This window comes from Nocardia sp. NPDC004711, assembly GCF_053601595.1.
Genome location: NZ_JBSGCB010000044.1, coordinates 56,078 through 81,593, shown reverse-complemented (window position 1 = coordinate 81,593; position 25,516 = coordinate 56,078). Strand labels below are relative to the sequence as shown.

Here is a 25,516-nt window from a genome sequence, read left to right as displayed (position 1 = left end):
GACGGACTGGTCGGCCAGCAACTCTTCGCCGGTGAAGCGACCCGCCTGGCCTACATGACCGACGAAGCGGTCGAGGGCCGCGACGCCTTCCTCGAAAAGCGCGAACCCGACTGGAAGCCCTACCCCTGGTACTTCTGAGTTGACCTGCGCTATTGCGGATTTCGCCATGCTGTCCGGCCGGATCCACCTCTGGACAGAGTGTGCTCGGGCCGCGACAGTAGGCAGAAAGCGCGGTTACGCTACGCCAATGCCGTACGTCAGTACCGATGGGGCTCGCATCTTCTACACCGACTCCGGTGATCACAGCAGCTCGGTCGTTGTGTTGAGTCATGGGTTCTTCATGGACCTGTCGATGTTCGCACCGCAGGTGGAGTATCTGGAAGCGAAGGGTTTTCGGGTGCTGTGCTGGGATGCCCGGGGGCACGGTGGCACTGCTACAGAGCCGAATCGGTCTTTCAACTATTGGGATTCGGCGCGCGACCTGCTGGCCGTGATGGACGCGGCCGGCGTGGACCGCGCGGTCCTGGGGGGAATGTCCCAGGGCGGATACACGGCGCTACGAGCCGCGCTGCTCGCACCGGAGCGCGTGGAGGCACTGATCCTGCTCGACACGGAGGCCGGTGACTCGCCCGACGAGCAGAAGGCCGAGTATCGCGAGCTGTTCGACGCCTGGACGAATCCTGAAGTGCCACTGGCAATGCTGGCGGACGGATTGGCGCCACAGCTGATCGGCGGCACGGCTGCCGATCAGGCGCCGTGGCGCGCCAAATGGGCGGCCAGTGACCGTTCAGCGATCATTCAGGCGGCCGCCTGCTTGACCGAACGGGAGTCCGTCGTTGACCGGTTGAGCGAGATCACTTGTCCCGCAATGGTTTTGCGCGGCGAATTCGACGCCTCCAGCACCGCCGGCAAGTCCGATGCATTGGCTGCCGGACTGGCCGGGTCCGGTCCCGTGACGACGGTTCCCGGCGCCGGCCACGCAGCCAATTGGACGGCCCCGGATCTGGTCAACGATGCGATCGGCGGATTTCTCAGTCGGTTAGCAAACTCGACGGCCCGCTGAACGGCTGGCGCATGCCGATGAACCACTGAAACGGTGCATCTACGCTGGGCACATCGGTAATCCGGACCCGCACACTGTAGGGCTCTCTGGTAGCCGGGTCACGCAGGTGCATCAGGGGCTGGTGGCGTTCGAAGTCGACGTGCTCGGCCAGATATATTGCCCGGAAGGCCGCGCATGAGCTGAGCCTGTCGAGCAGATCCAGAGCCCACTGTGGATTCTGGTACCTGCCCATGTGCCATCTGAACCAGTTCACGGTCAGCCGGGCTTCGTCCTCCCATTCGATCATTACCTGATGCGACTCCGGGACCAGGAAGAACCAGACCAGAATATTCTCCACTTCCGACAGCTGTGGATACGCGCGGTCGTAGGCTTCGTTGGTCCACAACACATTCCATCGCTCGTCGACATACCCCGACAGATGCGGGATCAGGCCGTCGGCGGCAGCGCGTAGATCGTCGGAGATCAGTTCACGCATCTCGGCGACCGGCATCGGAGTGTGAGTACGCGGGCCCGGAGTCTTGGGTGCCGCGAGATTGTGCATATGCTGCCGTTCGGCGGGCGTCAGCCGCAGTGCGCGGGCAATCGCGTCCACCACTTCGGGACTTGGTGAGGTCTTCTCGCGCTGCTCGATCTGAGCTATATAACTGGCGCTGACGTCACAGAGACTGGCCAGTGCCGGACGGCTGAAGCCGCGGGGATGGTCCGGGTGCCTCGGAGTCGTGCGGTGGGTCCGGACAAAGTCACCGAGGTTGGGGGCCAGCAACTGGTCAACCTCGGTTCCCCCCGGTGCGGTGTAGCCAGCGTTCACGGCGAGCAGGATACTCTCCGGGAAGCGATACGGCCCGAATGAGTTTGAACCCATGCACACCGGAAATCCAAGTGGGAGCGCGGGTCCCGCCCATGTCGCATCGACCACTGGCCAGAGGTACCTCTGGCCAGCGTGCGCCCGGCGTCTTTACCGGCGCAATCCAGGCGTGTTCTGATTTCCCTCGCACCGGCTCCTCGGACACCAACCTCAGAATCGGTGAGTAGTTGCATTCGGCTCCGGCGTATATCGGAAGCACCCTGAATAGTGCGGAGCCCGACGGTTTCCCCGCCTCGCAGGAGGAGGCCGGGGACCCCGCTGCGGGGGCTGCGCGAAGGGGGCGCAGCCCCCGCAGCAGGGCGTGCACAGGGATTGGTAAGGGATGTCCGCGGTTTTGCCGTGTCCGGCGTGGTGCGTAGAGCACGACGACCCGGATCCGTTCGCACCGGGCGATGGCTGTCACCATTGCGGCCGGGAGCGGCCGGTGCTTCTCGAGAGACCAGCGCGGTCCGGGCTTCCAGTGTTGTTCGTGCAGTTGAACGCTCACGACTGTCATGGGCTGCGATACAGCTGGATCGAATTGGTTGCGCCGAGCCGCGTCCATTCCGAAATGACCGCCGCACAGGCACGGCAGCTTGCCGGAGCTCTCGTGGCCGGCGGGGATTTATGGGACTCCCGAATTCTGGCCGATGGCCTGCTGCAGGCCCATCCCTGCCCTCCGTGGTGTCGACAGCACGACGAGGCGATGGATCCGAAGGCCGAACAGTGGCACAGCAGTCGGCCGTGGACGGTGCCGGTGATAGGACCGCAACTCTCCGGTAGCAGAGTCCGAGTACGGTTGTGCGCCAAAGACACCCGTTTCGATCGCCGACTGGCTGTGGCCCTGACGGTGCGCGAGGGCGAAACAACGGAGCTCACCGGCCCTGAGGCCCGCCGCATCGCGGCAGCGCTTCTGGATGCCGCCGATGACCTCGACAGCACCCTTTAGCCCGGATCTTCATCGGTCCGATGTGCCGGCCCCTGGTCGGGTGACGATGAAAAGGCCGGCGCCGCAGTCGATAGGGCATCCAGAAGAAGCCCTGACCATCCCGTAGAAACATCGTCATCTACGGCCCTGGTCCGGGCAGGCGACGTGGTAGGTGGAATATGGCAAGCGCGCCAAAGGTCTTCGGCGGGGTTCAGCGATAGCCACTGGCTAGCCTTCCGGTGTGCGAGGGCACTCCAACACCGGGTTGGTCATACGTGGCACGAATGCCACGCTGCTGTGCGCGAGGCGGGACTTGAACCCGCACGTCCTAGGACACCAGAACCTAAATCTGGCGCGTATGCCAATTTCGCCACTCGCGCTAACGGTACGACCGTCCAAACTTTACCGGGTCTAACGGGGATCGCGAAGCACCGGGCGGGTGTGGCGTACTGGTCGGTAACCTCACCAGGGATTATAACGATTTGATAAACCTCAATGTGAGGAAGCCTCACATTTCCTACACGAACGTAACCGAGCCAACCAGCGGCTTCAAACATGAGGGAGGGTCATGTTTCGCGCCATTCTGGTACGACCGTACGGAAAAACTGCCCAGTAAGTACCCGGTTGGTGACCAAACATGAGGAGATCCTCATGATTTTGTGCCATCCTCGGCTTCTACCAGGGCCTGCGGGCCGGAGGGATACCTGCGCACCGTGAGCGCGGCCCAGTCCTTGGAGGCTGGCCGCCAGGAGAAGGAAGTCGAACGTCTTGACGATCAACGAGAGCACCGGAACCGGATCGAAGGCCAGGGCGGCGGGGAAGTCACGGGAGAGTGGTGTCAGGTCGTCACTGCTGGACCGGTTGCTGGGGGGCGCGCCGTACGCTCTCGCATTCGGCGGGCAGGGCGCGCAGTGGCTCACCGAGCTCGAGGAGATCGGGCGGGATTCCGCCCTGGAGCCCGAGCTGACGGCGCTGGTCAACGAGGCCGCCGTCACGCTGGAACCGATCGCGGCGCAGCTGCTCGTGGTCCGGCCGGTCGGTTTCGACCCCATCGCATGGATGCTGGAAGAAGAGATCGCAGACCCGGAGCAGGGGGAGGTGTCGGGAGCGCCGTCAGCGCAGGTGTTGCGCTCCGCCGCCGTCTCGATGCCGGGTGTGTTCCTGACCCAGGTCGCCGCGCTGCGCGCGCTGCGCCTGCAGGGCCTCGACATCGTCGCGCACGCGCCCGCCGCCGTCATCGGCCACTCGCAGGGCCGCATCGCAGCAGCCGCCGCCGAGGCGCACGGGCAGCGTGACGCCGAACTGCTGGCCATCGCCCAGATGATCGGCGCCGCAGCCGGCCTGGTCGCCCGCCGCCGCGGTCTGCTGCCGGTGGGGGAGAAGTCCCCCATGGTCGCCGTCTCCAATGTCGACCCCGAGGTCCTGGAAGCCGTTGTCGCCGAGGTCATGGCCGGTGTCGCGCCGGAGAAGGCCGCCGTGCTGTCCATTCGCAACGGCCGCCGCCGCGCCGTGCTGAGCGGTCCGGTCGGCCAGCTCGACCGCGTCCGCCAGCGTGCCGCCGAGATCAATGCCGAGCAGGCCGGCGAGCGCGACGCCAAGAAGCGCGGCGGAGCGGTCTTCGCCCCCGTCTTCGAGGACGTCCCGGTCGAGGTGGCCTTCCACCACCCGGCGCTGGCCGAGACCGTCGACCTGGTCGAGGGCTGGGCCCAGCAGTGCGGTCTGGACACCGAGCTGGCCGCGCGCCTCGCCCGGGAAGTGCTCGTCGACCCGATCGACTGGGTCGGCACCGTCGACGACACCGTTTCCCGGGGCGCGCAGTGGATCCTGGACCTCGGTCCCGGCGACCTGCTGACCCGCCTCACCGCCGGCTCGCTCAAGGGCACCGGCGTCGGCGTGCTCGCCGCCTCCACCCGCCCGGGCCAGCGCAGCCTGTTCACCCCCGGCGCGGCCCCCGAGGTCGCCCCGGCGTGGAGCGAATTCGCGCCCAAGCCGATTCGCCTGCCCAACGGCCGCATCGTGGTCGAGACCGCGTTCACCCGCCTCACCGGCCGCTCGCCCATCCTGCTGGCGGGCATGACCCCCACCACCGTCGATGCGAAAATCGTTGCGGCCGCGGCCAATGCGGGCCACTGGGCCGAGCTGGCCGGTGGCGGTCAGGTCACCGAGCAGATCTTCGCCGACCGGGTCGAGGAGCTGAAGCAGCTGCTGCAGCCCGGCCGCGCGGTGCAGTTCAACTCGCTGTTCCTGGACCCGTACCTGTGGAAGCTGCAGCTGGGCGGCAAGCGCCTGGTGCAGCGCGCCCGCAGCGCCGGCGCCCCGCTGGACGGCGTCATCGTCACCGCCGGCATCCCGGAACTCGAAGAGGCCGTCGCCCTCATCGAGGAGCTGTCCGAGGTCGGCATCACCCACGTGGCCTTCAAGCCCGGCACCGTGGCCCAGATCCGCGCCGTGCTGCGCATCGCCGACGCCGTGCCGTCGTACCCGGTGATCATGCACATCGAGGGCGGCCGCGCCGGTGGCCACCACTCCTGGGAAGACCTCGACGACCTGCTGCTCGCGACCTACGCCGAACTGCGTGGCCGCGAGAACGTGATCGTCTGCGTCGGCGGCGGTATCGGCACTCCCGAGCGCGCCACCGAATACCTCACCGGCGAATGGTCGCAGCAGCACGGCTACCCGGCCATGCCGCTGGACGGCGTCCTGGTCGGCACCGCCGCCATGGCCACCCTCGAGGCCACCACCGCCCCCGAGGTGAAGCAGCTGCTGGTCGACACCCCCGGCACCCCCGACTGGGTCGGCGCGGGCACCGCGGTCGGCGGCATGGCTTCCGGCCGTAGCCAATTGGGCGCGGACATCCACGAGATCGACAATGCCGCCTCCCGCACCGGCCGCCTGCTGGACGAGGTCGCCGGTGACGCCGAGGCCGTGGCCGCCCGCCGCGCCGAGATCATCGCGGCCCTCGACGCCACCGCGAAGCCGTACTTCGGCGACGTCGCCACCATGACCTACCTGGAGTGGCTGGAGCGCTACGTCGAGCTGGCCGTCGGCCTGGACCGCCGCAAGGACTTCGACTGCGGCGCCGACTTCTCCGACGCCATCGTCGACGCCACCCGCTCGGTATGGCTGGACATCACCTGGCGCGACCGGTTCGCGGAGATGGTGCGCCGCACCGAATCCCGCCTCAACCCGGCCGACCGTGGTGAAATCGCAACCCTTTTCGCCGACGACTCCGCCTTCGAGACCCCGGTCCAGGCCATCTGCACCCTGAAGGAGCAGTACCCGGCCGCCGCCGGCACCGTGCTGCACCCCGCCGACGTCCCGTTCTTCGTCGCGCTGTGCAAGACCCCCGGCAAGCCGGTCAACTTCGTCCCGGTCGTCGACCAGGACGTGCGCCGCTGGTGGCGCTCGGATTCGCTGTGGCAGGCCCACGATCCGCGCTACACCGCCGACCAGGTCTGCATCATCCCCGGCACCGTCGCCGTCGCGGGCATCACCCGCGTCGACGAGCCGGTCGGTGAGCTGCTGGACCGCTTCGAGCAGAACACCGCCTACTCCCTGGTGCGCGAGGGCGTCGTCCCGGCCGCCGTGGACGGCCGCCGCCGCGCCGAGGTCGCCAACGGCCTGCTCGACATCGTGCTCGCCGCCCCCGACGTGCAGTGGGCCGGCCGCACCACCGTCAACCCCATTCACCGCCTGGGCGACCTGGACGAGTGGGAGATGAACGGCAAGGGCGCCAAGCACCCGCGCACCGGCTCCACCCTGTCCGCCACCGAAGGCCCCGAATCCGATTCCGCCTACGTGGAATTGACCGTCCCGCTGCTGGGCAAGGATGCCGTCCGCATTCGCATCACCGTCCCGGCCTCCGTGTACAGCGGTGGCGCGCCGGTCATCACGGACACCGACGCCGAGGCCGCCATGTCGGCGCTGCTGGCCGTCGCCGCCGGCCAGTCGCTGCCCGAGGTCAAGGCCGTCGACGGCACCCAGGTGGCGCACGTCAACCTGGCCTGGAGCCCGGACCTGATCGCCGACCACGCCGGTGTCACCGGCGCGGGCCTGCCCGACAACCTGAGCACCATCGGCCGCACCGCCCCCGACGTGCTCGTCGGCGCCTGCTGGCCCGCTGTTTTCGCGGTCCTGGGCGCCACCCGCACCGCCGACGCGCAGAGCGTCATCGAGGGCATGCTGGACCTGGTCCACCTGGACCACCAGATCGAGCTGCTGGGCGAGCTGCCCGCCGAGCACGCGGTGCTCGCCGTCCGCGCCGAATCCGCCGAGGTGCTCGACACCGACCTGGGCCGCGTGGTCGAGGTCGAGGTCACCGTCGGTGTCATGCGCGACCACGGCCTGGAGACCCCGGCCGTCGCGAAACTGGTGGAGCGCTTCGCCATTCGCGGCCGCACCGGCCGGGCCGAGCTGGCCGACCCGCCGCGCGCCGCGGGCTCGCTGTCCGAGGGCGCCTCCGACACCCCGCGTCGCCGCCGGCGCGACGTGGCCCTGGTCGCGCCGCGCGCCATGGGCGCCTTCGCACAGGTCTCGGGTGACTTCAACCCGATCCACACCTCCGACAACGCCGCGAAGCTGGCCGGTCTGGGCAACCCGATCGTGCACGGCATGTGGCTGTCGGCCGCCGCGCAGCACGCCGTCTCGGCCATCGATCTGAGCGACAAGGTGCCGCCGCGCACCATCACCGCCTGGACCACTCGTTTCCTGGGGATGGTCCGGCTCGGCGCCAAGATCGATGTCCGCGTGGAACGCGTTGCGGTGGACCGGGGTTCGGAGATCGTCGAGGTCTCCTGCCGCATCGACGGCAACCTGGTGATGACCGCCACCGGCCGCATCGCGCCGCCGAAGACGGTCTACGCCTTCCCGGGACAGGGCATTCAGGCCAAGGGGATGGGTCTGGAAGCCCGGACGCGGTCCAAGGCCGCCAAGGACATCTGGGATCGCGCCGACAAGCACACCCGTGAGGCCCTCGGCTTCTCGATTCTCGCTGTGGTGCGCGACAACCCGACCTACCTCAAGGCGCGCGGCGTGGAATACCGCCACCCGCAGGGCGTGCTGCACCTGACCCAGTTCACCCAGGTGGCCATGGCCACCCTTGGTGTGGCCCAGGTCGCGGAGCTGCGTGAGGCCGGCGCCTTCATCGAGGGCGCGATGCTCGCGGGCCACTCGGTCGGTGAGTACAACGCGCTGTCGGCCGCCGCGGGCGTGCTGCCCTTGAACGCGGTGCTCGAGGTGGTGTTCCAGCGCGGCTCGGCCATGCACGAGCTGGTGCCCCGGGATGCCCAGGGCCGCAGCAACTACCGCATGGCGGCCATCCGGCCCTCGCAGATCGGTATTGCCGACGACCAGGTCATCGGCTGGGTGAAGGGCCTCGGCGAGCAGGCCGGGGAATTCCTCGAGGTCGTCAACCTGAACCTGCGCGGCGCGCAGTACGCCATCGCGGGCACCGTGAAGGGCATGGAGGCGCTCGAGACCGAGATCGAGCGGCTGCGCGCCGAGACCGGCGGCAAGCGGGCGTTCGTGCTCATCCCGGGTATCGACGTGCCGTTCCACTCCACCGTGTTGCGCGCCGGTGTGCCGGAATTCCGCGTCAAGCTGCTGGAGCTGCTGCCGCAGGACCTGGACCCGAGCCTGCTCATCGGCCGTTACATCCCGAACCTGGTGCCGCGCGTGTTCAACCTGGAGCGCGAATACGTCCAGGAGATCGCCGATCTGGTGCCGTCCGAGCCTCTCGCGGAGGTGCTGGCGAACTGGGACGAGTGGTCCGCCAAGCAGGTCGAGCTGTGCCGCGTGGTTCTGGTCGAGCTGCTGGCCTGGCAATTCGCCAGCCCGGTTCGCTGGATCGAGACCCAGGACCTGCTGTTCACCGATGTCGAGCACGGTGGCGTCGGCGTCGAGCGGTTCGTCGAAATCGGTTTGGCCGCAACGCCGACCGTCGCGAACCTGGCGTCCAACACGCTGAAGCTGCCGCAGTTCGGCAGCGCCGTGGTCGAGGTGCTGAACATCGAACGCGAGCGCGGCGTCGTCTACTCGACCGACACCGATCCCGCGCCGGTGGAGGAGCCGGAGGAGACTCCCGCCGAGACCGCGTCCGCCGCACCGGCTCCCGCCGCCGCTGCCGCCCCGGCCCCAGTGGCCGTGCCGACCGGTGGCCCCACCCCGGACGACATCGCGTTCTCCGCCGCCGACGCCACCCGCGTGCTCATCGCGCTGTGGACCAAGCTGCGTATGGACCAGATCGGCCCGGTGGACACCATCGAGGGCCTGTGCGACGGCGTGTCCTCGCGCCGCAACCAGCTGCTCGTCGACCTCGGCGCGGAGCTCTCGCTCGGTGCCATCGACGGTGCCGCCGACGCCGACATGGGCGCGCTGTCCGGCACGGTCGACCGCCTGGCCCGCACCTACAAGCCGTTCGGCTCGGTGCTCTCCGACGCCATCGGCGACCATCTGCGCAAGGTCTTCGGCCCCTCCGGCAAGCGGCCCGCCGCCATCGGCGACCGCGTCAAGAAGGTCTGGGGTCTGGGCGACGGCTGGGCCAGCCACGTCACCGCCGAGGTTTCGCTCGGCACCCGTGAGGGCCAGTCGGTCCGCGGTGGCGACCTGGGCGGCCTGGTCTCCGGCGGCCTCTCCGATGGCGCGTCCGTGGACTCCGCCATCGACGCCGCCGTGCAGGCCGTGGCGCTGCGCCGCGGAGTCGCGGTCTCCATGCCGTCCGCCGGCGGCGGTGGCGGCGCGACCGTCGACGCGGCAGTGCTGGGCGAGTTCACCGAGCAGATCACCGGCCGCGACGGCGTGCTGGCGCAGGCCGCCCGGGTGATCCTGGAGTCCCTGGGCCACGCCGAGCAGGCGTCCGCGCCGGAGGCCACCGAGGACACCCTGGTGGATCTGGTCTCGGCCGAACTGGGTTCGGACTGGCCGCGACTGGTCGCGCCCGCCTTCGATGCCCGCAAGGCCGTGCTCATCGACGACCGGTGGGCCAGCGCCCGTGAGGATCTCGCCCGCCTGTGGTTCGGCAACGACGGCTCGCTGCCGGCAGAACCGGTGGTGGACGGCTACGTCGGCGCCGGTGAAGCCGTTGCCGCGCAGGCCACCTGGTGGCGCAACCGCGCCATGAAGGAGGCCCGCTCGGTGCTGGCCGGCGTCTACGGCGCGATCGCCGAAGCCGCCCTCAGCAGCGCGGATCCCGGCGTCTGGTCCTCCGACATCGCCGTGATCACCGGTGCCAGTAAGGGTTCCATCGCGGCGGCGGCCACCGGCCGGCTGCTCGCGGGTGGCGCCACGGTCGTGGTCACCACCTCCAAGCTGGACGACGAGCGCCTGGGCTTCTACAAGCAGCTCTACCGCGAGAACGCCCGCAAGGGTGCCGCCCTGTGGGTGGTCCCGGCGAACATGGCCTCCTACACCGATATCGACGCGCTCATCGACTGGGTCGGCAACGAGCAGGTCGACAATGCCGGTGGCGCCAAGGTTCTCGTCAAGGAGGCGATGACCCCCACCCTGCTGCTGCCCTTCGCCGCGCCGCGCGTGGCCGGTGACCTCTCCGACGCCGGCGCCCGCGCCGAAATGGAGATGCGGGTGCTGCTGTGGTCGGTGGAGCGTCTCATCGGCGGCCTGTCCAAGCTGGGCGCCGACCACGACGTGGACGCGAAACTGCATGTGGTGCTGCCGGGTTCGCCCAACCGCGGCATGTTCGGCGGGGACGGCGCCTACGGTGAGTCCAAGGCCGCCCTGGACGCCATCGTCGCCAAGTGGCGCGCGGAGAAGTCCTGGTCGGAGCGGGTCACCCTGGTGCACGCGCTGATCGGCTGGGTGCGCGGCACCGGCCTCATGGGCGGCAACGACCCGCTGGTCACGGCCGTCGAGAAGGCGGGCGTGCACACCTGGTCCACCCTGCAGATGGCCGACGAGCTGCTCAAGTGGTGCACCTCGCGGGCCCGCATCGTGACCGCGGCCGGACCGCAGCAGATCGACCTGACCGGCGGTCTCGCCGGAGCCAAGCTGGATCTGCCGGAGCTGGCCCGTGAAGCCCGTGAGCAGGCCGAGGCCACCGCCGACGAGTCGGAAGGCGGTGACGGCGCGACCATCTCGGCCCTGCCCGCCCCGCCGACCCTGAGCTCCAAGCTGCCCACCCCCGAATGGGGTTCGGTCACAGCCGATCTCGACGACATGGTCGTCATCGTCGGCGCCGGCGAGCTCGGCCCCTACGGTTCGGCGCGCACCCGCTTCGAGATCGAGGTCTCCGACCAGCTCTCCGCCGCGGGTGTGCTGGAGCTGGCCTGGACCACCGGCCTGGTCACCTGGGAGAACGACCCCAAGCCCGGCTGGTACGACACCGAATCCGGTGAGTACGTCGAGGAATCCGAGCTGGCCGACCGCTACCACGACGCCGTGGTGGAGCGTTGCGGCGTGCGCCGCTACGGCGACGACGGCGCCATGGTCGACAATGCGGCCCCGCTGCTCACCTCGGTGTTCCTGGACAAGGACCTCACCTTCGTGGTCAACAGCGAGGCCGAGGCGCGGGCCTTCTTCGCCGCCAACCCGGAGCAGACGGTCGTCACCCCGGTCGCGGGCACGGACGACTGGCAGGTGACCCGCAAGGCGGGCACCGAGATTCGCGTGCCGCGCAAGGCCAAGCTGTCGCGCACCGTCGGCGGTCAGATCCCGACCGGCTGGGATCCGACCAGGTGGGGCATCTCCGCCGATATGGCCGGCTCCATCGACCGGGTGGCGCTGTGGAACATCGTCTGCACCGTGGACGCCTTCCTGGGCTCGGGCTTCAGCCCGGCGGAACTCATGAGCTGGGTGCACCCCGCCATGGTCGCCAACACCCAGGGCACCGGTATGGGCGGCATGTCGTCCATGCGCTCGCTCTACATCGACAACCTGCTCGGTGAGCCGCGGGCCAACGACATCCTCCAGGAGGCGCTGCCCAACGTCGCTCTGGCGCACGTGGTTCAGAGCTACGTCGGCTCCTACGGCGGCATGATCCACCCGGTCGCGGCCTGCGCGACCGCGGCGGTCTCCGTCGAGGAGGGCGTGGACAAGATCCGGCTCGGCAAGGCCGACCTGGTGGTCGCGGGCGGCTACGACGACCTCGGCATCGAGGGCATCGTGGGCTTCGGCGACATGTCCGCCACCGCCGACTCGGCCGTCATGTCCGCCAAGGGCATCAGCGACCGTTACTTCTCCCGCGCCAACGACCGCCGCCGCGGCGGCTTCGTCGAATCACAGGGTGGCGGAACGGTATTGCTGGCCCGCGGCTCGGTGGCGCTGGAGATGGGCCTGCCGGTGCTGGGCGTCGTCGCCTACGCGCAGTCCTTCGCCGACGGCGTGCACACCTCGATTCCGGCTCCGGGCCTGGGCGCCCTGGGCGCGGGTCGCGGTGGCCCGGAGTCCAAGCTGGCCAAGGAACTCGCCAAGCTCGGCGTCACCCCGGACGAGATCGCGGTGATCTCCAAGCACGACACCTCCACCGCGGCAAACGATCCCAACGAATCCGAGCTGCACGAGCGTCTGGCCACCGCCATCGGCCGCTCGGAAGGCGCTCCGCTGTTCGTGATTTCGCAGAAGACCCTCACCGGTCACGCGAAGGGCGGCGCGGCGGCGTTCCAGATGATCGGCCTGTGCCAGGTGCTCGAGCAGGGCGTCATCCCGCCCAACCGCAGCCTCGACTGCGTGGACGAGAAGATGGCCCAGTACCCGCACCTGGTGTGGCTGCGCGAGCCGCTCGCGGTGGGAGATCGCTTCCCGCTCAAGGCCGGTCTGGTCACCTCGCTCGGCTTCGGGCACGTGTCCGGCCTGCTGGCCATCGTGCACCCGCAGGCGTTCGTCGAGGCCATCGCCGACGCCGAGCAGCGGGAGGCGTACCAGCGCAAGGCCGAGGAGCGGCAGCTGGCCGGCCGTCAGCGCTTCGCCGAGGCCATGTGCGGCGGCGCCCCGATGTACGAGCGGCCCGCCGACCGCCGCCTCGGCGGCGACGGCACCCCGGCCAAGCAGTCCCGGCAGCTGGAAGCCGACATGCTGCTGTCGCAGCAGGCCCGGCTCGGCGCCGACGCCGTCTACGTGGCGGTGCCGAAGGGACCGGCCTGCCAGTAGGCCACAGAGACCGGCCTGTCGGTAAGTAGCCCCCGGCAGGTCTGACACGGCGGGCTCGCGTCGGCGCTCCTGGAGTGCCCGGCGCGAGCCCGCTGTTTCCATGTCCGCGAGCGGACCACATGGCACTGCGACGACTGGGACATGTGTTCGAGGGAGCCTACGGTGCCGTAGGTCCGCTGGTATGTTCGCAGCCAATTCGACTGCACGCACAAGGAATCTAGGAGTCCCGCACTGTGACGATCCTGGGTATCGGCCTGGACTTGGTCACCATCTCCGAGTTCGCCGAACAACTGGAACGCACCGGAACCACCATGCTCCGGGAAAGTTTCACCGCTGGGGAACGGCGCTACTGCCAAAGCAAGGGCACCGACCCGGCCCGGAGCTACGCCATCCGGTGGGCCGCCAAGGAAGCGGTCATCAAGGCGTGGGCGACCTCTCGCTTCGCCCGCAGCCCGCAGATCGGGGACAACCCGTACCCGTTGATCGAGGTCGTGAACGACGCCTGGGGACGGCCCAGCATCAAATTGCACGGGCTGGCAGCGGAATTCCTGCCCCGGGTGCGAGTTCACCTGTCACTCACCCACGATGGCGACACCGCCGCCGCCATGGTGGTGCTTGAGGATCCGGGCGAACTGGCCGATCTGATGCGCGACTGATCCGCAGGGGAGGGTCGCGGTTACTCCGGATCGAAGGTGGTGCGCTGCCCGCCGGAGCGCGATTCCTTTTCCGCGATCAGCAGATACGCCACCATGAGGCGCTTGAGCTCGGCGACGGCGTCCTCATGGCTGAGCCCGTCTTGCACCGAGAAGTTCAGCATCGAGTACACGACGTGCACCAGCACCTGCGCCATCATGGAGCGGCGGCCGCGCGGGGTGCGCGGCATGAGCGGGCGCAGCATCTGCGAAACCGCTTCGGCGAACTCCTTTTCGTGGATCGCGCCGGTCGCACGCGTGGACGGGGTGGACTGCATGGCCAGCCACACCTCGCGCCGTGACGGGTCGGTCATCCACAGATCGGCCAGGTGATCGACCAGCTGCGTCATGTGCCGCAGCCAGTCCATGGACGGGATCTCGCCGTGGAAATCGGCCAGTTCCTGCGAAACCGCCACCAGGTCTTGGCGATTCAGCTCGCAGACGATGACGTACTTGTTGGCGAAGAACTGGTAGAGGGTGCCGATCGGCACTTCCGCGCGGGCCGCGACCTCTTCGCAGGTGAACGATTCGAAGCCGACCTCGACGAGTAATTCCCGGGATGCCTGCAGCAGGGCGTCGAACTTGCGTTTTGATCGTTCCTGCGTCGGGCGGCGACGGGGCATCAGCTCCTGTGGATCGTCCTGCAGCTCCAACGCAGGGTCCGGTCGTCGCGTCGACCCGGTTCCCGTGCGTGCTTCCACGATGAACAGCCTACGGGTAGCGACACGCGCATGACACGCTGCGGTACTTCGTGTGTCATCGCATCCCACCCATCCACGCCGCGTTCGGCTCCGAACACCCATCGCAGCTGCCTCCCAGCTGCGGATCTCTGCCGGCGCATATCGACTGTCCGTCCGCCAGTACGTCGACGTTGGAAGGCTGATTGTGGTTGCTTCTACCCCTGTTCGTTCCGCGGTGACCATCGGCGTCGCGACCGAGCGCGGCACGGTGCGTGCAGTGGCCCTCACCGAAGACGGCGACAAGGTGTCCGAGCGCGTGGTGCTCGAGCGTGTCGAACCGATCACCGGAGATACGAAGGCCGACCTGGCGGTCGCGGTGGAGTCGGCGCTGGAGGACATCGCCGACCGGATCGGTACGGGCCGTGAGATTCTCGGCGCGGCGGTCGCCTACCGGGATGCCGCCGAGCGCCGCGCGATCGTCACCAAGCTGGCCGCCGGCTCCTGGCGCGACGCCTCCCTGGTGTCGGCCAAGGCCGCGCATCTCGCGATGGCGCGCGCCATGACCTGGGTAGATGAATTCGAGGATCTCGCCATCTGCGAGGTGGTGCCCGGCTTCCAGGCCTTCTCGCTGATCTCGCCCGAACGCAGCCGAGTGCTCGCCGCGGTGACGCTCACCGGTGGCGCGGCCACCGAGGAGGCCATCCGCACAGCCGTCACCGCCGCCTGGGACCAGTTCGACGCGGCGGGTGTGAAGCCGGACGCGGTGGTGCTGATCGGTTCGGCCGCAACCGAACCCGCGGTGGTGGCCGCCCTGGAGTCGGGCTTCGGCGCACCGGTCATCCCGTGCTCGGTGGCGGCGGCCGCACCGGCCATCGGCGCGGCCTTGGCCGCCCTGCCCGAGGCCGAGTTCGCGGGCGAGGCCGCCGACCGGATCCGCCGCGTCCGCGGCACCGCGGCCCTGTTCGCGGCGGCCGGCGTGCTGGCCGGCGGTCTGGTGGCGGCCGGGATCTATACCTCGGGCAGTGATTCCAAGAGGGTTCCGGCCCCGATGCTCATCGATTCCCGGGTCTCCGCCGACCCGCGCAACGCTGCCGAGCATCCGGCCGGCGAGGCACCGGCGCCCGCCACAACCGAGGTCGGAACCGGCGGTCCCTTCGTCGACGGGCTGCCGGTCGGCCCGGTCGATCCAACGGACGGGGTGACACCGAACTACGATCAGCCCGCCCATGGTCAGCCCACGCCCGAACTGCAGCCCAGCGATATGGTGACCATCGATCCGGCCACGCTGAACTGGGGTCCGCGCGCCGACAACCCGCGGACCGGCGGGAAACCCAGGCCGCTGATCAAGGCCCGCCCGGAGCCGGAGGTCGCCTCGAATCCGGAGTCGATCATCCCGGCCCCGACCCACACGGTCGGCGCACCCACCGAATCCGGGCTGTTCCCGGGCGAACTCGCGCCCCCGCCATTGGACACGACCGAGTTCTCCTCCTGGTGGGACAACCACTGGCGGATGATGCTCCAGTGGGCCGCACAGGCGCTGCCGAAGGTGTAGCGGCTTCCTTCTCCTGAGACTCTCGCTAGGAATCCCGGCCCGAATCAGGGCCGGGATTCGGGGCTTTCGCGGTCAGACGGACAGGTCGCGGCGCAACTTGGCGACGTGCCCGGTGGCCTTCACGTTGTACTGCGCGACCTCGATCTTCCCGTTCTCGTCGACCAGAAAGGTAGATCGAATAACGCCGGTGACCTTCTTGCCGTACATCATCTTCTCGCCGAACGCGCCGTAGGCGGACAGCACCTCCTTGTCCGGGTCGGACAACAGCGGGAAGGTGAGCTGCTCGGTGTCGCGGAACTTGGCGAGCTTGGCCGGCTTGTCGGGGGAGATGCCGACGACCTCGAGGCCGGCGCCTTCGAGATCGGCCAGGTTGTCGCGGAAATCGCAGGCCTGCTTGGTGCAGCCGGGCGTGCTGGCGGCCGGGTAGAAGTAGACGATCACCTTGCGTCCGCGGTAGTCCGACAGCGAGACGTCCTTGCCGTCGGCGTCGGGCAGGGTGAAGGTGGGCGCGGTGTCGCCGGGACTGAGTCGGTGATTCTCGGTCATGCCGCCACGCTAGTCGACGGGCTCGAGCCGGTGTTGGCGATACACTCCTGAACAGGTCGGCTCGCATGCGCCTGCGTCGCGCGAGCGGCCCCGAGACGACAATGCCGCCTTCCAGCGCGGTTTCCAGACAGGAGTGTGACGTGGCGAGAGATACCGAGGCGATCGAGCGGGAGATCGAGGCAGCACGCAACCGGCTCGCGAGCACCCTCGATGAACTCGCGGTCCGCGCCGATCCCCAGCGGCTGGCTGACAATGCCAAGCGGTCGGTCCTGGCGAAGCTGAACGAGCCCAAGATCAAGTACAGCCTCATCGGCGCCGGCGCCCTGGTCGCGACCCTCGTCGTGGTCAAGATCTTCCGCCGCTGAGCAGCGCCGACTTTCGGACACTCGGGGGTTACCCCTGAGTACCGAACCCGACTATGGCCCGGTCCAACAGGACCGGGCCATAGTCGTATCGCTGGGTCCCCAACGCCATGCGGCCCGGTCCGAAAGGACCGGGCCGCATTGGCTTTCGGGGTTTCAGGGGCGTATCCCTGAGAGCCCGAGAGTTGTCAGACGGTGGGGCAAGCCATTCCGGTGCCGTCCGGGTCCAGGTGCGGGCTGTAGCCGGGCTGGCCGCGGAACAGCGGCGCCACGCCGGCCGCGCGGGCCTGGTCGCAGTTCTCGTAGACGGGTCCGCCGGCCGAACCGGTCTGGGACAGGCCCGCCGAGCCGGTGGCGGCGGAGCCGGTGTCGATGGCGGAGGAACCGGTGCCGGAGGAACCGGTGGGGACGTCGGCGAGGGCGACGGTCTGGGCTGCGATGGTCGTCAGTCCTGCGACGCTGGCGGTGACGAGAAGCCGGCGAACGTTCATGTATTCCTCAATGTCGGCGCAATAGGGGTGGCAACTGGCCCGGTTCGGCGCGGATGTGCCACCGCCGCCGCAAGCGCATGCGGCGCGGTGACCGGTCCGGGCTCGGCGTCGAGTTTTCTGGCGCAACGTTGCATTGTCAACCGGATGGGCTATTCATCCAGGTGAATTAGGGGATTTGCCCCGAATGCCGGAACCTCTTCTGCCGGTGGGTGTCTCATTCACTCCGGTCGGAAATGCGCTCGCGCATTGACGATTTCCGCCAGAACTACGCAAATTGGACGGTCAGTACTGTACGGCAGGATGGTGCTCGATGGCCGCGCGGATTCGCCGTGAGGTTCCTGAGTATCTTCTTGGTGTCCGTGTCAACTATTCGCCGATACTATGGATGCCATGACGCGCTGGCTGACCGATGCGGAACAGACGACCTGGCAGTCCTACATTCGCATGCGGCAACGCCTGGATGCCGCCCTCGCCGCCGGGCTGGCCCAGGATGGACTGTCGACCTCCGACTACGAGGTGCTGGTCGCGCTGTCCGCGGCCGGTGGCCAGCTGCGCGCCAAGGAACTCGGCGCGGAGATCTGCTGGGACAAGAGCCGCCTGTCCAAGCACCTGTCGCGAATGGCGACCCGCGGCCTGGTCGATCGCTGCCAGGCCGTCGACGACGCCCGCGGCCGGGAGGTGCGGCTGACCGACGCCGGGCGCCGGGCGCTCGAGGCCGCCGCCCCCAATCACGTGGAGCTGGTGCGGCGGCTGTTCATCGACGAGATGACCGCTGGGGAGGCGGCCGCGCTGCGCTCGCTGGCCGAACGGGTCGTTGCCGAGGTCGAGCGCACCGACGTGGAGGGCATCGCCTAGTCCTCGGGCCGCTCGAACCGGGCGCGCTTCCAATCGCCGAACGGCTCGTCGCGCTCGCGGACGGCCTCGCGGAAACCGGCGGTGGCCGAACGCAATTGGAAGGCATAACCCTCGCGGGTGTGCCGCGAGATGCCGTCGAACACGGTGCTGACCATGCCGGAGTTGGCCACGCCCTGATTGAGCAGCGCGCTGTTGAGCGCCAGCTTCGCCATCACCAGCTGATTGATCGGCACCCGCGAAATGCGTTCCAGCAGTTCCTCGGTGCGTTCGTCCAGCTCGGCGGCCGGTGGGGCCTCGATGGCCAGGCCCCACTCCAGCGCCTGTTTGCCGCTGAGGCTGTCGCCGGTGAACAGCAGTCGCTTGGCGCGCTGGTCGCCGACCCGGTGCGCCCACATGCCCGCGGCCGGAATACCCCAGGTCCGGGTGGGCGGGTAGCCGAAGCGGGCGTCCTCGGCGCAGATGATCTGGTCGGCGAACAGCGCGATATCGGTGCCGCCGGCGATGGCGAAGCCGTGCACCTTGGCGACGGTCGGCTTGTTGGCGTGCAGCAGGCTGGCGAAGCCGCGGTTGAAGCGCGACATCATGGCGTAGTCGACCATGGGATCCCACGTGCCCCAGGGATTGTGATTGCGCGCCTGCACGACCGGGTCGAGCACGGTGCCCTCGGTCGGCTGGGCGCCCTCGGCCGGGGCGACGGTGTCGGCCTCGTGATTGTTCTCGGCGAAGATCGACAGGTCGTAGCCGCCGCAGAAGCCCTTGCCGCGCCCGCTCACCACGATGACGTGCACGCGCGGATCCAGATCGGCCCGCTCGACGGCGGCGGCCAGCTCGATCGGGGTGTCGGCGGTGATGGCATTGCCGCGTTCGGGCCGGTTGAAGGTGATGCGGGCGATGCGGCCGGTCACCTGGTAGGTCAGCGTGCGGCCGGTGTATTCGTTCACCGGTTCGGGGCGGCCCGCGAACAGCGAGTCGTCACCGCCGGTCAGATCGTCGCGCCAGGCAGCCGGGCGGGTGCCGGAGTGGTTCTCGTAGTCGGGGGACACTCAAGCAGTGAACTCCGGTTCATTTCTTGCTGTCAAGGGTTTCGGGACGTTCCTACTCCCAGGGTTTGACCGGCGGTTTCACCCAGAGGATCTTCTCGTCCAGCCGCTCCCGGCAGGCCTGCGGATGCCCGGGATTGCGCTCGGCCCAGGCGTCCTTCTCGCCGAGCAGCCCGGCCACCACCTGCCAGGTCTCATCGGTGCTGGGCGGATTGGTGTCGGCGGCGCGCGCCAGCTTGCGCCGTTGTGCGGCGGGCAGTTCCAGCAGTTCGGGTCCGCTGATGCCGCGCGCCCAGAGATAGGCCGCCAGCCGCCGGGCCTTCTCCTCCCGGCTCCGGCTGGCGTGATCGGAGTGTGCGTAGTCGGCCATATCTTCCTCGAACTCCGCGCAACCCCGCAGGTCGCGGGCCATGTCTCCTCGACCCTACCGGAGCGTCGGGGCCGACTCGCCGGGCGCTCCACCGGGGCAGTGGGCATGCCCACCGTGTCCTCGAATCTCCGCGAGTCGCAGAGCTTTTGCGGTTACCGTGGTCGCATGCCGGATGCCGTGCGTATCGATGGTCTGGTCGTTGCCCGCGCCACCCCGGCGGAATGGGCCACCGTGGTGGAGTGGGCCGCCGCCGAGGGGTGGAACCCGGGGCTGCGTGATGTCACCGCGTTCTTCGCGCAGGATCCCGACGGGTTCCTGCTCGGGCGGGTGAACGGGGAGCCCGCCACCGCGGTCTCGGTGGTCAACTACGGCGACGACTACGCGTTCCTGGGTTTCTATCTGGTGCGCCCGGACCTGCGCGGGCGCGGGTTCGGCCTGGCCACCTGGGAAGCCGGGCTGAAGCACGCGGGGGAGCGGGTCGTCGGGCTCGACGGAGTTCCCGCGCAGCAGGACAACTATCGGCGCAGCGGGTTCGAACTCGCCTACAGCAGTGCGCGATTCGTGGGCGTGCCGCGTCTGCCGCTGCCGGATGACACGGTCACCGCGCTCGCGCCGGCGGATTTCGCGGCGCTGCAACCGTACGATTCCGCGTGCTATCCCGCGGATCGGCCGGTATTCCTCAGCGCCTGGCTCACCGAGCCGGGGCATCGGACCTTCGCTCGCATTGTCGACGGCACGATCACCGGCTACGCCACCCTGCGTCCGGCCCGGGATTCGCTGCGGGTGGGCCCACTGTTCGCCGATACCCCCGGCGACGCGCATCAGTTGCTGGCCGCGCTCGCCGCCCACGCGGCGGGTATGCCGCTGGCGGTGGATGTTCCGCTCGACAACGAGCCCGCGGTGCGGTTGATGGAGGCGGCCGGGTTGACCCCGAGCTTCGAGACCGCGCGCATGTACACCGGGCCCGTCCGGGCGTATCACCGGGAGCGGGTCTACGGGGCGACCTCCCTCGAACTCGGCTGAGCGGTAGTGGAATTCGTCACCAGGCCGACGGGCGCACCCGGCCGGGCGTGACGACTCGCGTGAGGGCATTGCGCAGTTCGACCGTGGCCGCCGGTCCCAGCGTGGCGGCCCACCGCTCGGTGAAGCGGGCCGCGGCGGCGTCGGCGGCGCGGGTGCACGCCCACCCGCGCTCGGTGAGCGTGACGAGCTTGGCGCGCGCGTCGTGCGGATGCGGATTGCGTTGCGCGTAGCCCTTTTTGACGAGTTCCTCGACCAGCTGGCTGGCGGCCTGCTTGGTGACCCCCAGATGGTCGGCGATCTCGCCGACCGTCGCGCCGTTCGGCGCCATGCGCACGAAGGCGAAGCCGTGGGTGGGCCGGATGTCGGTGAATCCGGCCGCGACGCACCCGGCGTTGATGGCGTCGGTGACCTCCGCGGCGGCCGCGAGCAGTAGCAGCGGCAGGTCCTGTGCGTATCCGGGCATGTCTGGAATCTTGGCACTTGACAAAGAAGTCAACAAGCTTGACTATATAGTCAAGTCGCTTGACTAAAGGAGATGGCAATGCCCGTAATCCACGCCGCCGACGCCGAGTCCCACGAAATGCACGGCTCCCGCTTCACCCCGCTGGTCCGCCCCAGCTCCGGCAGTAGCGAACTGTGCCTGTGGCGGCTGGAGGTCGCGCCCGGCACCCAGGGTGTCCCGCACCGCGTGCTCCGCGAGGAGGCATTCGTCCTGCTCGCGGGATCGATCACGCTGACCATCGACGGCGAGGCCGCGCGGCTGGCGCCCGGTGACGCGGCGGTGGCGCCGGCCGGATCCACCATCCGCCTGGACAATCCGGATGACCGGACCGCCGAGGTGCTCGTCAACGCGCCCGTCGGTTTCACCGGCGAGCTGCTCGACGGCACTGTCGTCAACCCGCCGTGGGTGAACTGATCATCCGCTGATTGGGACGTGGGTCTTCCCTCCCGTTTCTGCAACGTGTTCTAATTCGGGAGCTCATCAACCGGTAGGGGAGGCACCATGGCCGCGTTCTTCACCCACGAGAACGGTCGCTTCACGGCGACTCGTATGGCGGTCAGCGCCTGGTCCTCGGGGCAACTCGCGGGCACCGCCGTCTGCGGCCTGCTGGCCCACGAACTCGAAACGCACCGCCCCGGACCCGATTTCGTGCCCGCCCGCTTCACCGTCGACCTGTTCAGTCCGGTCCTGAACGAGCCCATCGAGCTGCGCAGCTCGATCGTCCGCGACGGCAATCGGATCCGGGTGGCCGACGCCGCCATCGTCCAGCACGATCGCGTGCGTGCCCGCGCCACCGTGCAATTCCTGGTCGCCACCGCCGAGCCGCCGGGCCGGATCTGGCAGCCCGCCCGGGACCTCCCCGCCCCCGCGACCCGGCTCGACGGCCCCGAGGGCAGCCCGCCGCTGTTCAAGTCCGGATCCTTCGACTGGACCCACGATTTCGCCTCCGGCGTCAATCCGCACCGGAAGGCGGCCTGGAACAACGTCCCGTCCCTCATCGAGGGCGTGCCCATCACCCCGTTCGAGCGCGCGGCCTTCGTGAGCGACTCCACCAACCTCGTCTGCAACTGGGGTACCGAGGGCGTCGGCTACATCAACACCGATGTCACCTTGACGCTGTCCCGCCTTCCCGAGGGGGTGGAACTGGGTCTCCAGGCCCGAGACCACGTCTCCTCGAACGGCATTGCCGTCTCCACGGCGACGCTGTACGACCGCGGTGGCGAGCTCGGGGTCTGCACCATCACCGCACTGTCCAATGCCCGCCGTCAGGTCGATATGGCCGCCTTCGTCGAAGCTCAGGCCTTCCCCGCCTCCGCCAACTGACGGTCCCGGCTGCGTTGGCGCACATCAGCGCCCGAAATGAGCCGACCGACTCCGGCAACGGCGGTTTCTCGAGCGTTGGAATCGGTATCGCCGCAGGCCTTGTCGCGGGAGCGGGTATCGGTGCTGCCGTCGTGGGCATTCCCGCGGCAGGCGTCGGCGGCCTGGTGGGAGCGGGCGTCGGTGGCGGCGCCGTCGGAGCACGCCTGGTCTGATCCGACTCGGCTCCAAGGGAATACGGCTCGGGCCCGGCAATCCGCCGGGCCTGAGCCGGTTTTCACACGGTGCTCGCGGGCGGCGTCTGCCGGTGATCGAGGCAGCTGCGGACGAAGTCCCGCACGACCGGATCGGTGTCCGCCCCGGGCCGCCAGGCGACGCCGGCCCGGCTCGGGCTCACGCCGCTGACCGGGCGGTAGACGATGCCGGGACGGGTGTAGAAGCGTGCCGCGGATTCGGGCGCTAGGGCGATCCCGTCACCGTTGGCGATGCAGATCAGCCAATCGTCGGGGTGTTCGGTGACCGCGCCGATCCGCACCGGATGCCCGTCGCGCTCGTCGGCGGCCAGCCAATAGTCGCGCCACGCACCGGTTTCCGGCGGGGCCGCCACGAACGGCTCGTCCCACAGGTCACTGAACGGGATCACTTCGCGGGTGGCGAGGGGGTGCGAGGCGGGTAGCGCGATCCAGCGCGGTTCGGTCAGCAGCAACTCCACCCGGAACCGCTCCTGACCGGGAAAAGGCAACCGCAGCAACGCGACATCGACCTCCCCGGCGGCGAGCCCCGCAGTCGGGTTCGACCAGGCCGCCTGGCGCATCTCGATACGCCATTCCGGCCGGCGGCGGACGAAATCCGCGATGATGAGCTGGGTGGCCTCATTGGCCCCGCCCGCGATGAACCCGACCCGCAGCACGCGCGCGGCCGCGCTCGCGGCGCTCATCGTCTCGGTCAGCGCCCGATCCCAGCTGGTCAGTACCTCCGGCACCCACTGTGCGAGCGCCCGCCCCGGTTCCGTCAGTGCCATACCGGATTTCGACCGCGTGAACAGCCGCACCCCGAGCTGGTTCTCCAACTGCTTGATCTGTTTGGTCAGCGCCGGCTGCGACACGAACAACCCCGCTGCCGCGCGGGTCAGATTCCCTTCCCGGGCCACCGCCGCGAAATACCTCAGCAACCGCGTGTCCACATCCATGCCATCAGGTTATAGGTGCAGGTATTGGACGTGGAAAGTCGCGGTCGGCCAGCATCGTTGGGTGTCCATCGCCTACCTGGTAATCACCCTCGTCACGATCGCAATCAACGGCGGAATGGCCATCGCCGACTTCGCCCGGGCAAAGTTCGTGCTGGCCAACTCGGCCGAGGTGAACTTCCCCTCGTCCTGGATCCCCGTAGCCGGCACCCTGAAAGCCGCCGGCGCCCTCGGCCTCCTACTCGGCCTCCTCGGCGCCCGCCCCCTCGGCATCGCCGCCGCCCTCGGCCTGGTCGTCTACTTCATCGCCGCAATCGTGGTCCACATCCGCGCCCGAGTGCTCCACAACATCGCTTTCCCCGCAATGTACTTCGCCTTCGCCGCAGCATCCCTGACCTTCGCCCTCGCCCGATAACGCCATCCCGACTCCAGCGTTGCGCGCAGCCGGCTTCCGAGGCGGGTTCGAACGCCTGCGCGGCCGCCGCGAGTCGGTTCGCTCAGGCGTCAGCGTGGTTTTCCGCGAGGCGGTTCGGTTCGTGCAGTAGTTCGCGGGTCAGGAGAGTGGCGCCCGCGACGGCACCCGGCATGAGGAATACCGCGACCAGCGGCACCAGAAAAGCCAGCCCCAGGGGCACGCCGAAGCCCCATGCCAAGCCTTTGCGGGCGCGCAGCAGAGCCAGCTGCTCGCGCAGGTGAACCGTGCGTCGCTGGAGTGCGACCGAGGTGAGCTCCTGCGTGAGGAAGAACCCGGTGACGACCACCGCGACAACCGGAATCACAGTCTGACCGACGACGGGGACGAACCCCAGCACGAACAACAGCACAGCCCACACCATGGCCCGCACCAGAATCCGAACACTGTCCCGAACCGACACCCACAACTCCCGCCACCAGGAAAGCCCAGACTCCGGCGCAATCCCATCCGGCGAGACCGACCGATCGGCCCGCTGCGAAATCACGTCATAGAACGGCGCCCCGATCACCAAGGTCACAGCGGTGAACGTGAGCACCGCCGCAAGCACCGCAAGCGCAATCAAAGCGATGTCCAACGCCCCGCGAAACAACCCCGCCCAAGGGCTCGGCCAGTGATCGGCGAACGGCGTCACCGTCTCCGTCACATCCCCGCCCCACGTGACCAGCGCAGCCAGCGCCCCCACATACAACACCAACGTCACCAACGCCGGCACGATCCCGAACCCGAAATCCCGAGGATGCTGAGCCACCCACCGCTGCCCCCGAACAAGATAGGCAAACCCAACCCCGAAATCACGCATCCCCGAACCCTACTGGCGCCCACTCACCGCCACCCGCCCGATGCGCTACGGGTTTGCGAGATGGTCCGGTGACGAGCGCCGGAACGGAGCAGGCAGTGGACGCCATCGTTGCCAACCATCCGTCGAGAAGCGTTGAGCAGCTAGGCTTCATCGGTGACCTTCACACCGAATGAGCAGCAGTTTCTCGCCGAAGCCGGGATCGGCCGGCTGGCCACGGTCTCGCCCGACGGCGTTGTGCAGAACAACCCGACCAGCTATCGGGTGAATGCCGACGGCACCATCGACATCGGCGGTATGCGCATGCACACCAGCCGCAAGTTCCGCAACGTCGCGGCGGGTAGCCGGGTTTCCTTTGTTGTCGACCAGCAGGTCTCGCTGGAGCCGTACGTCATTCGCGGCATCGAGGTGCGTGGTACGGCCGAAGCGCTCGACGACCAGGAGCCGCCGTTCCCTCCCCAGGAGCGCTCGATCATTCGGATCCATCCAGAACGGATCATCTCCTGGGGCATCGACGGCGACTCCTTCGATTTCGCCAGCCGCACACCCGGCAACTGATCGTTTTCGCAGCAGGGCCGGATCACCTGCGCTGCAACGGCAGCCGACAGCGCGCCCGCGAAGCGCCCCGACTACGGCCGGGGCGCATTCATCGTTTCTGCGCTCGGCGGCCGATCAGTTGCCGTCATCTTCGGG

At 68.8% G+C, this 25,516-nt stretch carries 21 protein-coding genes, 1 tRNA gene and 1 pseudogene; 13 read left to right on the top strand and 10 right to left on the bottom strand.

Features of this window, described 5'->3' with window-relative positions:
* Together ACWEKS_RS35280 and ACWEKS_RS35275 are read left to right on the top strand one after the other, a co-directional pair.
* Positions 1-138, top strand: a pseudogene (locus ACWEKS_RS35280) (1,4-dihydroxy-2-naphthoyl-CoA synthase); the annotation flags it as partial.
* 109 nt (positions 139-247) lie between these two features.
* Positions 248-1,063, top strand: a complete 816-nt coding sequence (locus ACWEKS_RS35275) for an alpha/beta fold hydrolase (RefSeq protein WP_452344120.1) — start codon at positions 248-250, stop codon at positions 1,061-1,063.
* Here the strand turns inward: ACWEKS_RS35275 and ACWEKS_RS35270 are convergent.
* Positions 1,032-1,871 (bottom strand): MmyB family transcriptional regulator, encoded by an 840-nt coding sequence (locus ACWEKS_RS35270; protein WP_452344116.1) that lies wholly within the window; start codon positions 1,869-1,871, stop codon positions 1,032-1,034. The genes ACWEKS_RS35275 and ACWEKS_RS35270 overlap by 32 nt on opposite strands.
* 379 nt (positions 1,872-2,250) lie before the next feature.
* Here ACWEKS_RS35270 and ACWEKS_RS35265 point away from each other — a divergent pair, with 379 nt between their 5' ends.
* Complete coding sequence (locus ACWEKS_RS35265) at positions 2,251-2,856, top strand: DUF6907 domain-containing protein (protein ID WP_452344115.1); 606 nt, start codon at positions 2,251-2,253, stop codon at positions 2,854-2,856.
* A gap of 277 nt (positions 2,857-3,133) precedes the next feature.
* On the opposite strand, the gene ACWEKS_RS35260 is transcribed toward ACWEKS_RS35265, so the two are convergent.
* Positions 3,134-3,215 (bottom strand) — tRNA-Leu (locus ACWEKS_RS35260).
* A 388-nt stretch (positions 3,216-3,603) separates the two neighbouring features.
* On the opposite strand from ACWEKS_RS35260, the gene ACWEKS_RS35255 reads away from it, so the two are divergent.
* Together ACWEKS_RS35255 and acpS are read left to right on the top strand one after the other, a co-directional pair.
* Positions 3,604-12,933 carry a fatty acid synthase subunit beta domain-containing protein gene (locus ACWEKS_RS35255; RefSeq protein ID WP_452344114.1) on the top strand — a complete coding sequence of 3,110 codons (9,330 nt, stop codon included), beginning with the start codon at positions 3,604-3,606 and terminating at the stop codon, positions 12,931-12,933.
* Between the two features lie 233 nt (positions 12,934-13,166).
* Positions 13,167-13,589 carry a holo-ACP synthase AcpS gene (acpS, locus tag ACWEKS_RS35250; protein WP_354834180.1) on the top strand — a complete coding sequence of 141 codons (423 nt, stop codon included), beginning with the start codon at positions 13,167-13,169 and terminating at the stop codon, positions 13,587-13,589.
* A 20-nt stretch (positions 13,590-13,609) separates the two neighbouring features.
* On the opposite strand, the gene ACWEKS_RS35245 is transcribed toward acpS, so the two are convergent.
* The gene (locus ACWEKS_RS35245) at positions 13,610-14,248 is read right to left on the bottom strand and encodes a TetR/AcrR family transcriptional regulator (protein WP_230329926.1); all 639 of its coding nucleotides are present in this window, start codon (positions 14,246-14,248) and stop codon (positions 13,610-13,612) included.
* 292 nt (positions 14,249-14,540) lie between these two features.
* Here ACWEKS_RS35245 and ACWEKS_RS35240 point away from each other — a divergent pair, with 292 nt between their 5' ends.
* A complete protein-coding gene (locus ACWEKS_RS35240; protein ID WP_452344113.1) occupies positions 14,541-15,857 on the top strand; it encodes a hypothetical protein in 1,317 nt (438 codons plus the stop codon).
* Positions 15,858-15,929: 72 nt separating this feature from the next.
* Here ACWEKS_RS35240 and bcp read toward each other — a convergent pair whose 3' ends face one another.
* Positions 15,930-16,403: a thioredoxin-dependent thiol peroxidase gene (gene bcp / locus ACWEKS_RS35235; RefSeq protein WP_452344112.1), complete on the bottom strand. Its 474-nt coding sequence runs from the start codon at positions 16,401-16,403 to the stop codon at positions 15,930-15,932.
* Positions 16,404-16,543: 140 nt separating this feature from the next.
* On the opposite strand from bcp, the gene ACWEKS_RS35230 reads away from it, so the two are divergent.
* A complete protein-coding gene (locus ACWEKS_RS35230) occupies positions 16,544-16,768 on the top strand; it encodes a DUF3618 domain-containing protein (RefSeq protein ID WP_354834192.1) in 225 nt (74 codons plus the stop codon).
* Between the two features lie 185 nt (positions 16,769-16,953).
* Here ACWEKS_RS35230 and ACWEKS_RS35225 read toward each other — a convergent pair whose 3' ends face one another.
* Positions 16,954-17,256: an excalibur calcium-binding domain-containing protein gene (locus ACWEKS_RS35225; protein ID WP_364621204.1), complete on the bottom strand. Its 303-nt coding sequence runs from the start codon at positions 17,254-17,256 to the stop codon at positions 16,954-16,956.
* Between the two features lie 390 nt (positions 17,257-17,646).
* On the opposite strand from ACWEKS_RS35225, the gene ACWEKS_RS35220 reads away from it, so the two are divergent.
* The gene (locus tag ACWEKS_RS35220; RefSeq protein ID WP_452344111.1) at positions 17,647-18,111 is read left to right on the top strand and encodes a MarR family winged helix-turn-helix transcriptional regulator; all 465 of its coding nucleotides are present in this window, start codon (positions 17,647-17,649) and stop codon (positions 18,109-18,111) included.
* On the opposite strand, the gene ACWEKS_RS35215 is transcribed toward ACWEKS_RS35220, so the two are convergent.
* Positions 18,108-19,154: a crotonase/enoyl-CoA hydratase family protein gene (locus ACWEKS_RS35215; RefSeq protein WP_452344110.1), complete on the bottom strand. Its 1,047-nt coding sequence runs from the start codon at positions 19,152-19,154 to the stop codon at positions 18,108-18,110. The two genes, ACWEKS_RS35220 and ACWEKS_RS35215, sit on opposite strands and share 4 nt — an antisense overlap.
* Positions 19,155-19,206: 52 nt before the next feature.
* The gene (locus ACWEKS_RS35210) at positions 19,207-19,521 is read right to left on the bottom strand and encodes a hypothetical protein (RefSeq protein ID WP_452344119.1); all 315 of its coding nucleotides are present in this window, start codon (positions 19,519-19,521) and stop codon (positions 19,207-19,209) included.
* Between the two features lie 165 nt (positions 19,522-19,686).
* Between ACWEKS_RS35210 and ACWEKS_RS35205 the strand changes: the two genes are divergently transcribed.
* A complete protein-coding gene (locus ACWEKS_RS35205) occupies positions 19,687-20,544 on the top strand; it encodes a GNAT family N-acetyltransferase (RefSeq protein ID WP_452344109.1) in 858 nt (285 codons plus the stop codon).
* 16 nt (positions 20,545-20,560) lie between these two features.
* Here the strand turns inward: ACWEKS_RS35205 and ACWEKS_RS35200 are convergent, their stop codons facing one another.
* The gene (locus ACWEKS_RS35200) at positions 20,561-21,007 is read right to left on the bottom strand and encodes a MarR family winged helix-turn-helix transcriptional regulator (RefSeq protein WP_379400848.1); all 447 of its coding nucleotides are present in this window, start codon (positions 21,005-21,007) and stop codon (positions 20,561-20,563) included.
* Between the two features lie 78 nt (positions 21,008-21,085).
* On the opposite strand from ACWEKS_RS35200, the gene ACWEKS_RS35195 reads away from it, so the two are divergent.
* Complete coding sequence (locus ACWEKS_RS35195; protein ID WP_452344108.1) at positions 21,086-21,460, top strand: cupin domain-containing protein; 375 nt, start codon at positions 21,086-21,088, stop codon at positions 21,458-21,460.
* 87 nt (positions 21,461-21,547) lie between these two features.
* Positions 21,548-22,369: a thioesterase family protein gene (locus ACWEKS_RS35190; protein WP_452344107.1), complete on the top strand. Its 822-nt coding sequence runs from the start codon at positions 21,548-21,550 to the stop codon at positions 22,367-22,369.
* Between the two features lie 274 nt (positions 22,370-22,643).
* Here the strand turns inward: ACWEKS_RS35190 and ACWEKS_RS35185 are convergent, their stop codons facing one another.
* Positions 22,644-23,555, bottom strand: a complete 912-nt coding sequence (locus ACWEKS_RS35185) for a LysR family transcriptional regulator (RefSeq protein ID WP_452344106.1) — start codon at positions 23,553-23,555, stop codon at positions 22,644-22,646.
* Positions 23,556-23,616: 61 nt separating this feature from the next.
* Between ACWEKS_RS35185 and ACWEKS_RS35180 the strand changes: the two genes are divergently transcribed.
* Complete coding sequence (locus tag ACWEKS_RS35180; RefSeq protein WP_452344105.1) at positions 23,617-23,967, top strand: DoxX family protein; 351 nt, start codon at positions 23,617-23,619, stop codon at positions 23,965-23,967.
* A gap of 82 nt (positions 23,968-24,049) precedes the next feature.
* On the opposite strand, the gene ACWEKS_RS35175 is transcribed toward ACWEKS_RS35180, so the two are convergent.
* On the bottom strand, positions 24,050-24,826 hold the full coding sequence (locus ACWEKS_RS35175) for an EI24 domain-containing protein (protein WP_452344104.1): 777 nt from the start codon (positions 24,824-24,826) through the stop codon (positions 24,050-24,052).
* A 153-nt stretch (positions 24,827-24,979) separates the two neighbouring features.
* Between ACWEKS_RS35175 and ACWEKS_RS35170 the strand changes: the two genes are divergently transcribed.
* The gene (locus ACWEKS_RS35170) at positions 24,980-25,381 is read left to right on the top strand and encodes a PPOX class F420-dependent oxidoreductase (protein WP_452344103.1); all 402 of its coding nucleotides are present in this window, start codon (positions 24,980-24,982) and stop codon (positions 25,379-25,381) included.
* Positions 25,382-25,516: the final 135 nt, after the last annotated feature.

What these genes read in the sequence shown, in the direction of transcription:
- ACWEKS_RS35185 (WP_452344106.1), bottom strand. Translation starts at nt 23,555, where the DNA reads ATGGATGTGGACACGCGGTTGCTGAGGTATTTCGCGGCGGTGGCCCGG.
- ACWEKS_RS35200 (WP_379400848.1), bottom strand. Translation starts at nt 21,007, where the DNA reads ATGCCCGGATACGCACAGGACCTGCCGCTGCTACTGCTCGCGGCCGCC.
- ACWEKS_RS35245 (WP_230329926.1), bottom strand. Translation starts at nt 14,248, where the DNA reads ATGCCCCGTCGCCGCCCGACGCAGGAACGATCAAAACGCAAGTTCGAC.
- ACWEKS_RS35210 (WP_452344119.1), bottom strand. Translation starts at nt 19,521, where the DNA reads ATGGCCGACTACGCACACTCCGATCACGCCAGCCGGAGCCGGGAGGAG.
- bcp (WP_452344112.1), bottom strand. Translation starts at nt 16,403, where the DNA reads ATGACCGAGAATCACCGACTCAGTCCCGGCGACACCGCGCCCACCTTC.
- ACWEKS_RS35265 (WP_452344115.1), top strand. Translation starts at nt 2,251, where the DNA reads ATGTCCGCGGTTTTGCCGTGTCCGGCGTGGTGCGTAGAGCACGACGAC.
- ACWEKS_RS35190 (WP_452344107.1), top strand. Translation starts at nt 21,548, where the DNA reads ATGGCCGCGTTCTTCACCCACGAGAACGGTCGCTTCACGGCGACTCGT.
- ACWEKS_RS35220 (WP_452344111.1), top strand. Translation starts at nt 17,647, where the DNA reads ATGACGCGCTGGCTGACCGATGCGGAACAGACGACCTGGCAGTCCTAC.
- ACWEKS_RS35205 (WP_452344109.1), top strand. Translation starts at nt 19,687, where the DNA reads ATGCCGGATGCCGTGCGTATCGATGGTCTGGTCGTTGCCCGCGCCACC.
- ACWEKS_RS35195 (WP_452344108.1), top strand. Translation starts at nt 21,086, where the DNA reads ATGCCCGTAATCCACGCCGCCGACGCCGAGTCCCACGAAATGCACGGC.
- ACWEKS_RS35175 (WP_452344104.1), bottom strand. Translation starts at nt 24,826, where the DNA reads ATGCGTGATTTCGGGGTTGGGTTTGCCTATCTTGTTCGGGGGCAGCGG.
- ACWEKS_RS35225 (WP_364621204.1), bottom strand. Translation starts at nt 17,256, where the DNA reads ATGAACGTTCGCCGGCTTCTCGTCACCGCCAGCGTCGCAGGACTGACG.
- ACWEKS_RS35275 (WP_452344120.1), top strand. Translation starts at nt 248, where the DNA reads ATGCCGTACGTCAGTACCGATGGGGCTCGCATCTTCTACACCGACTCC.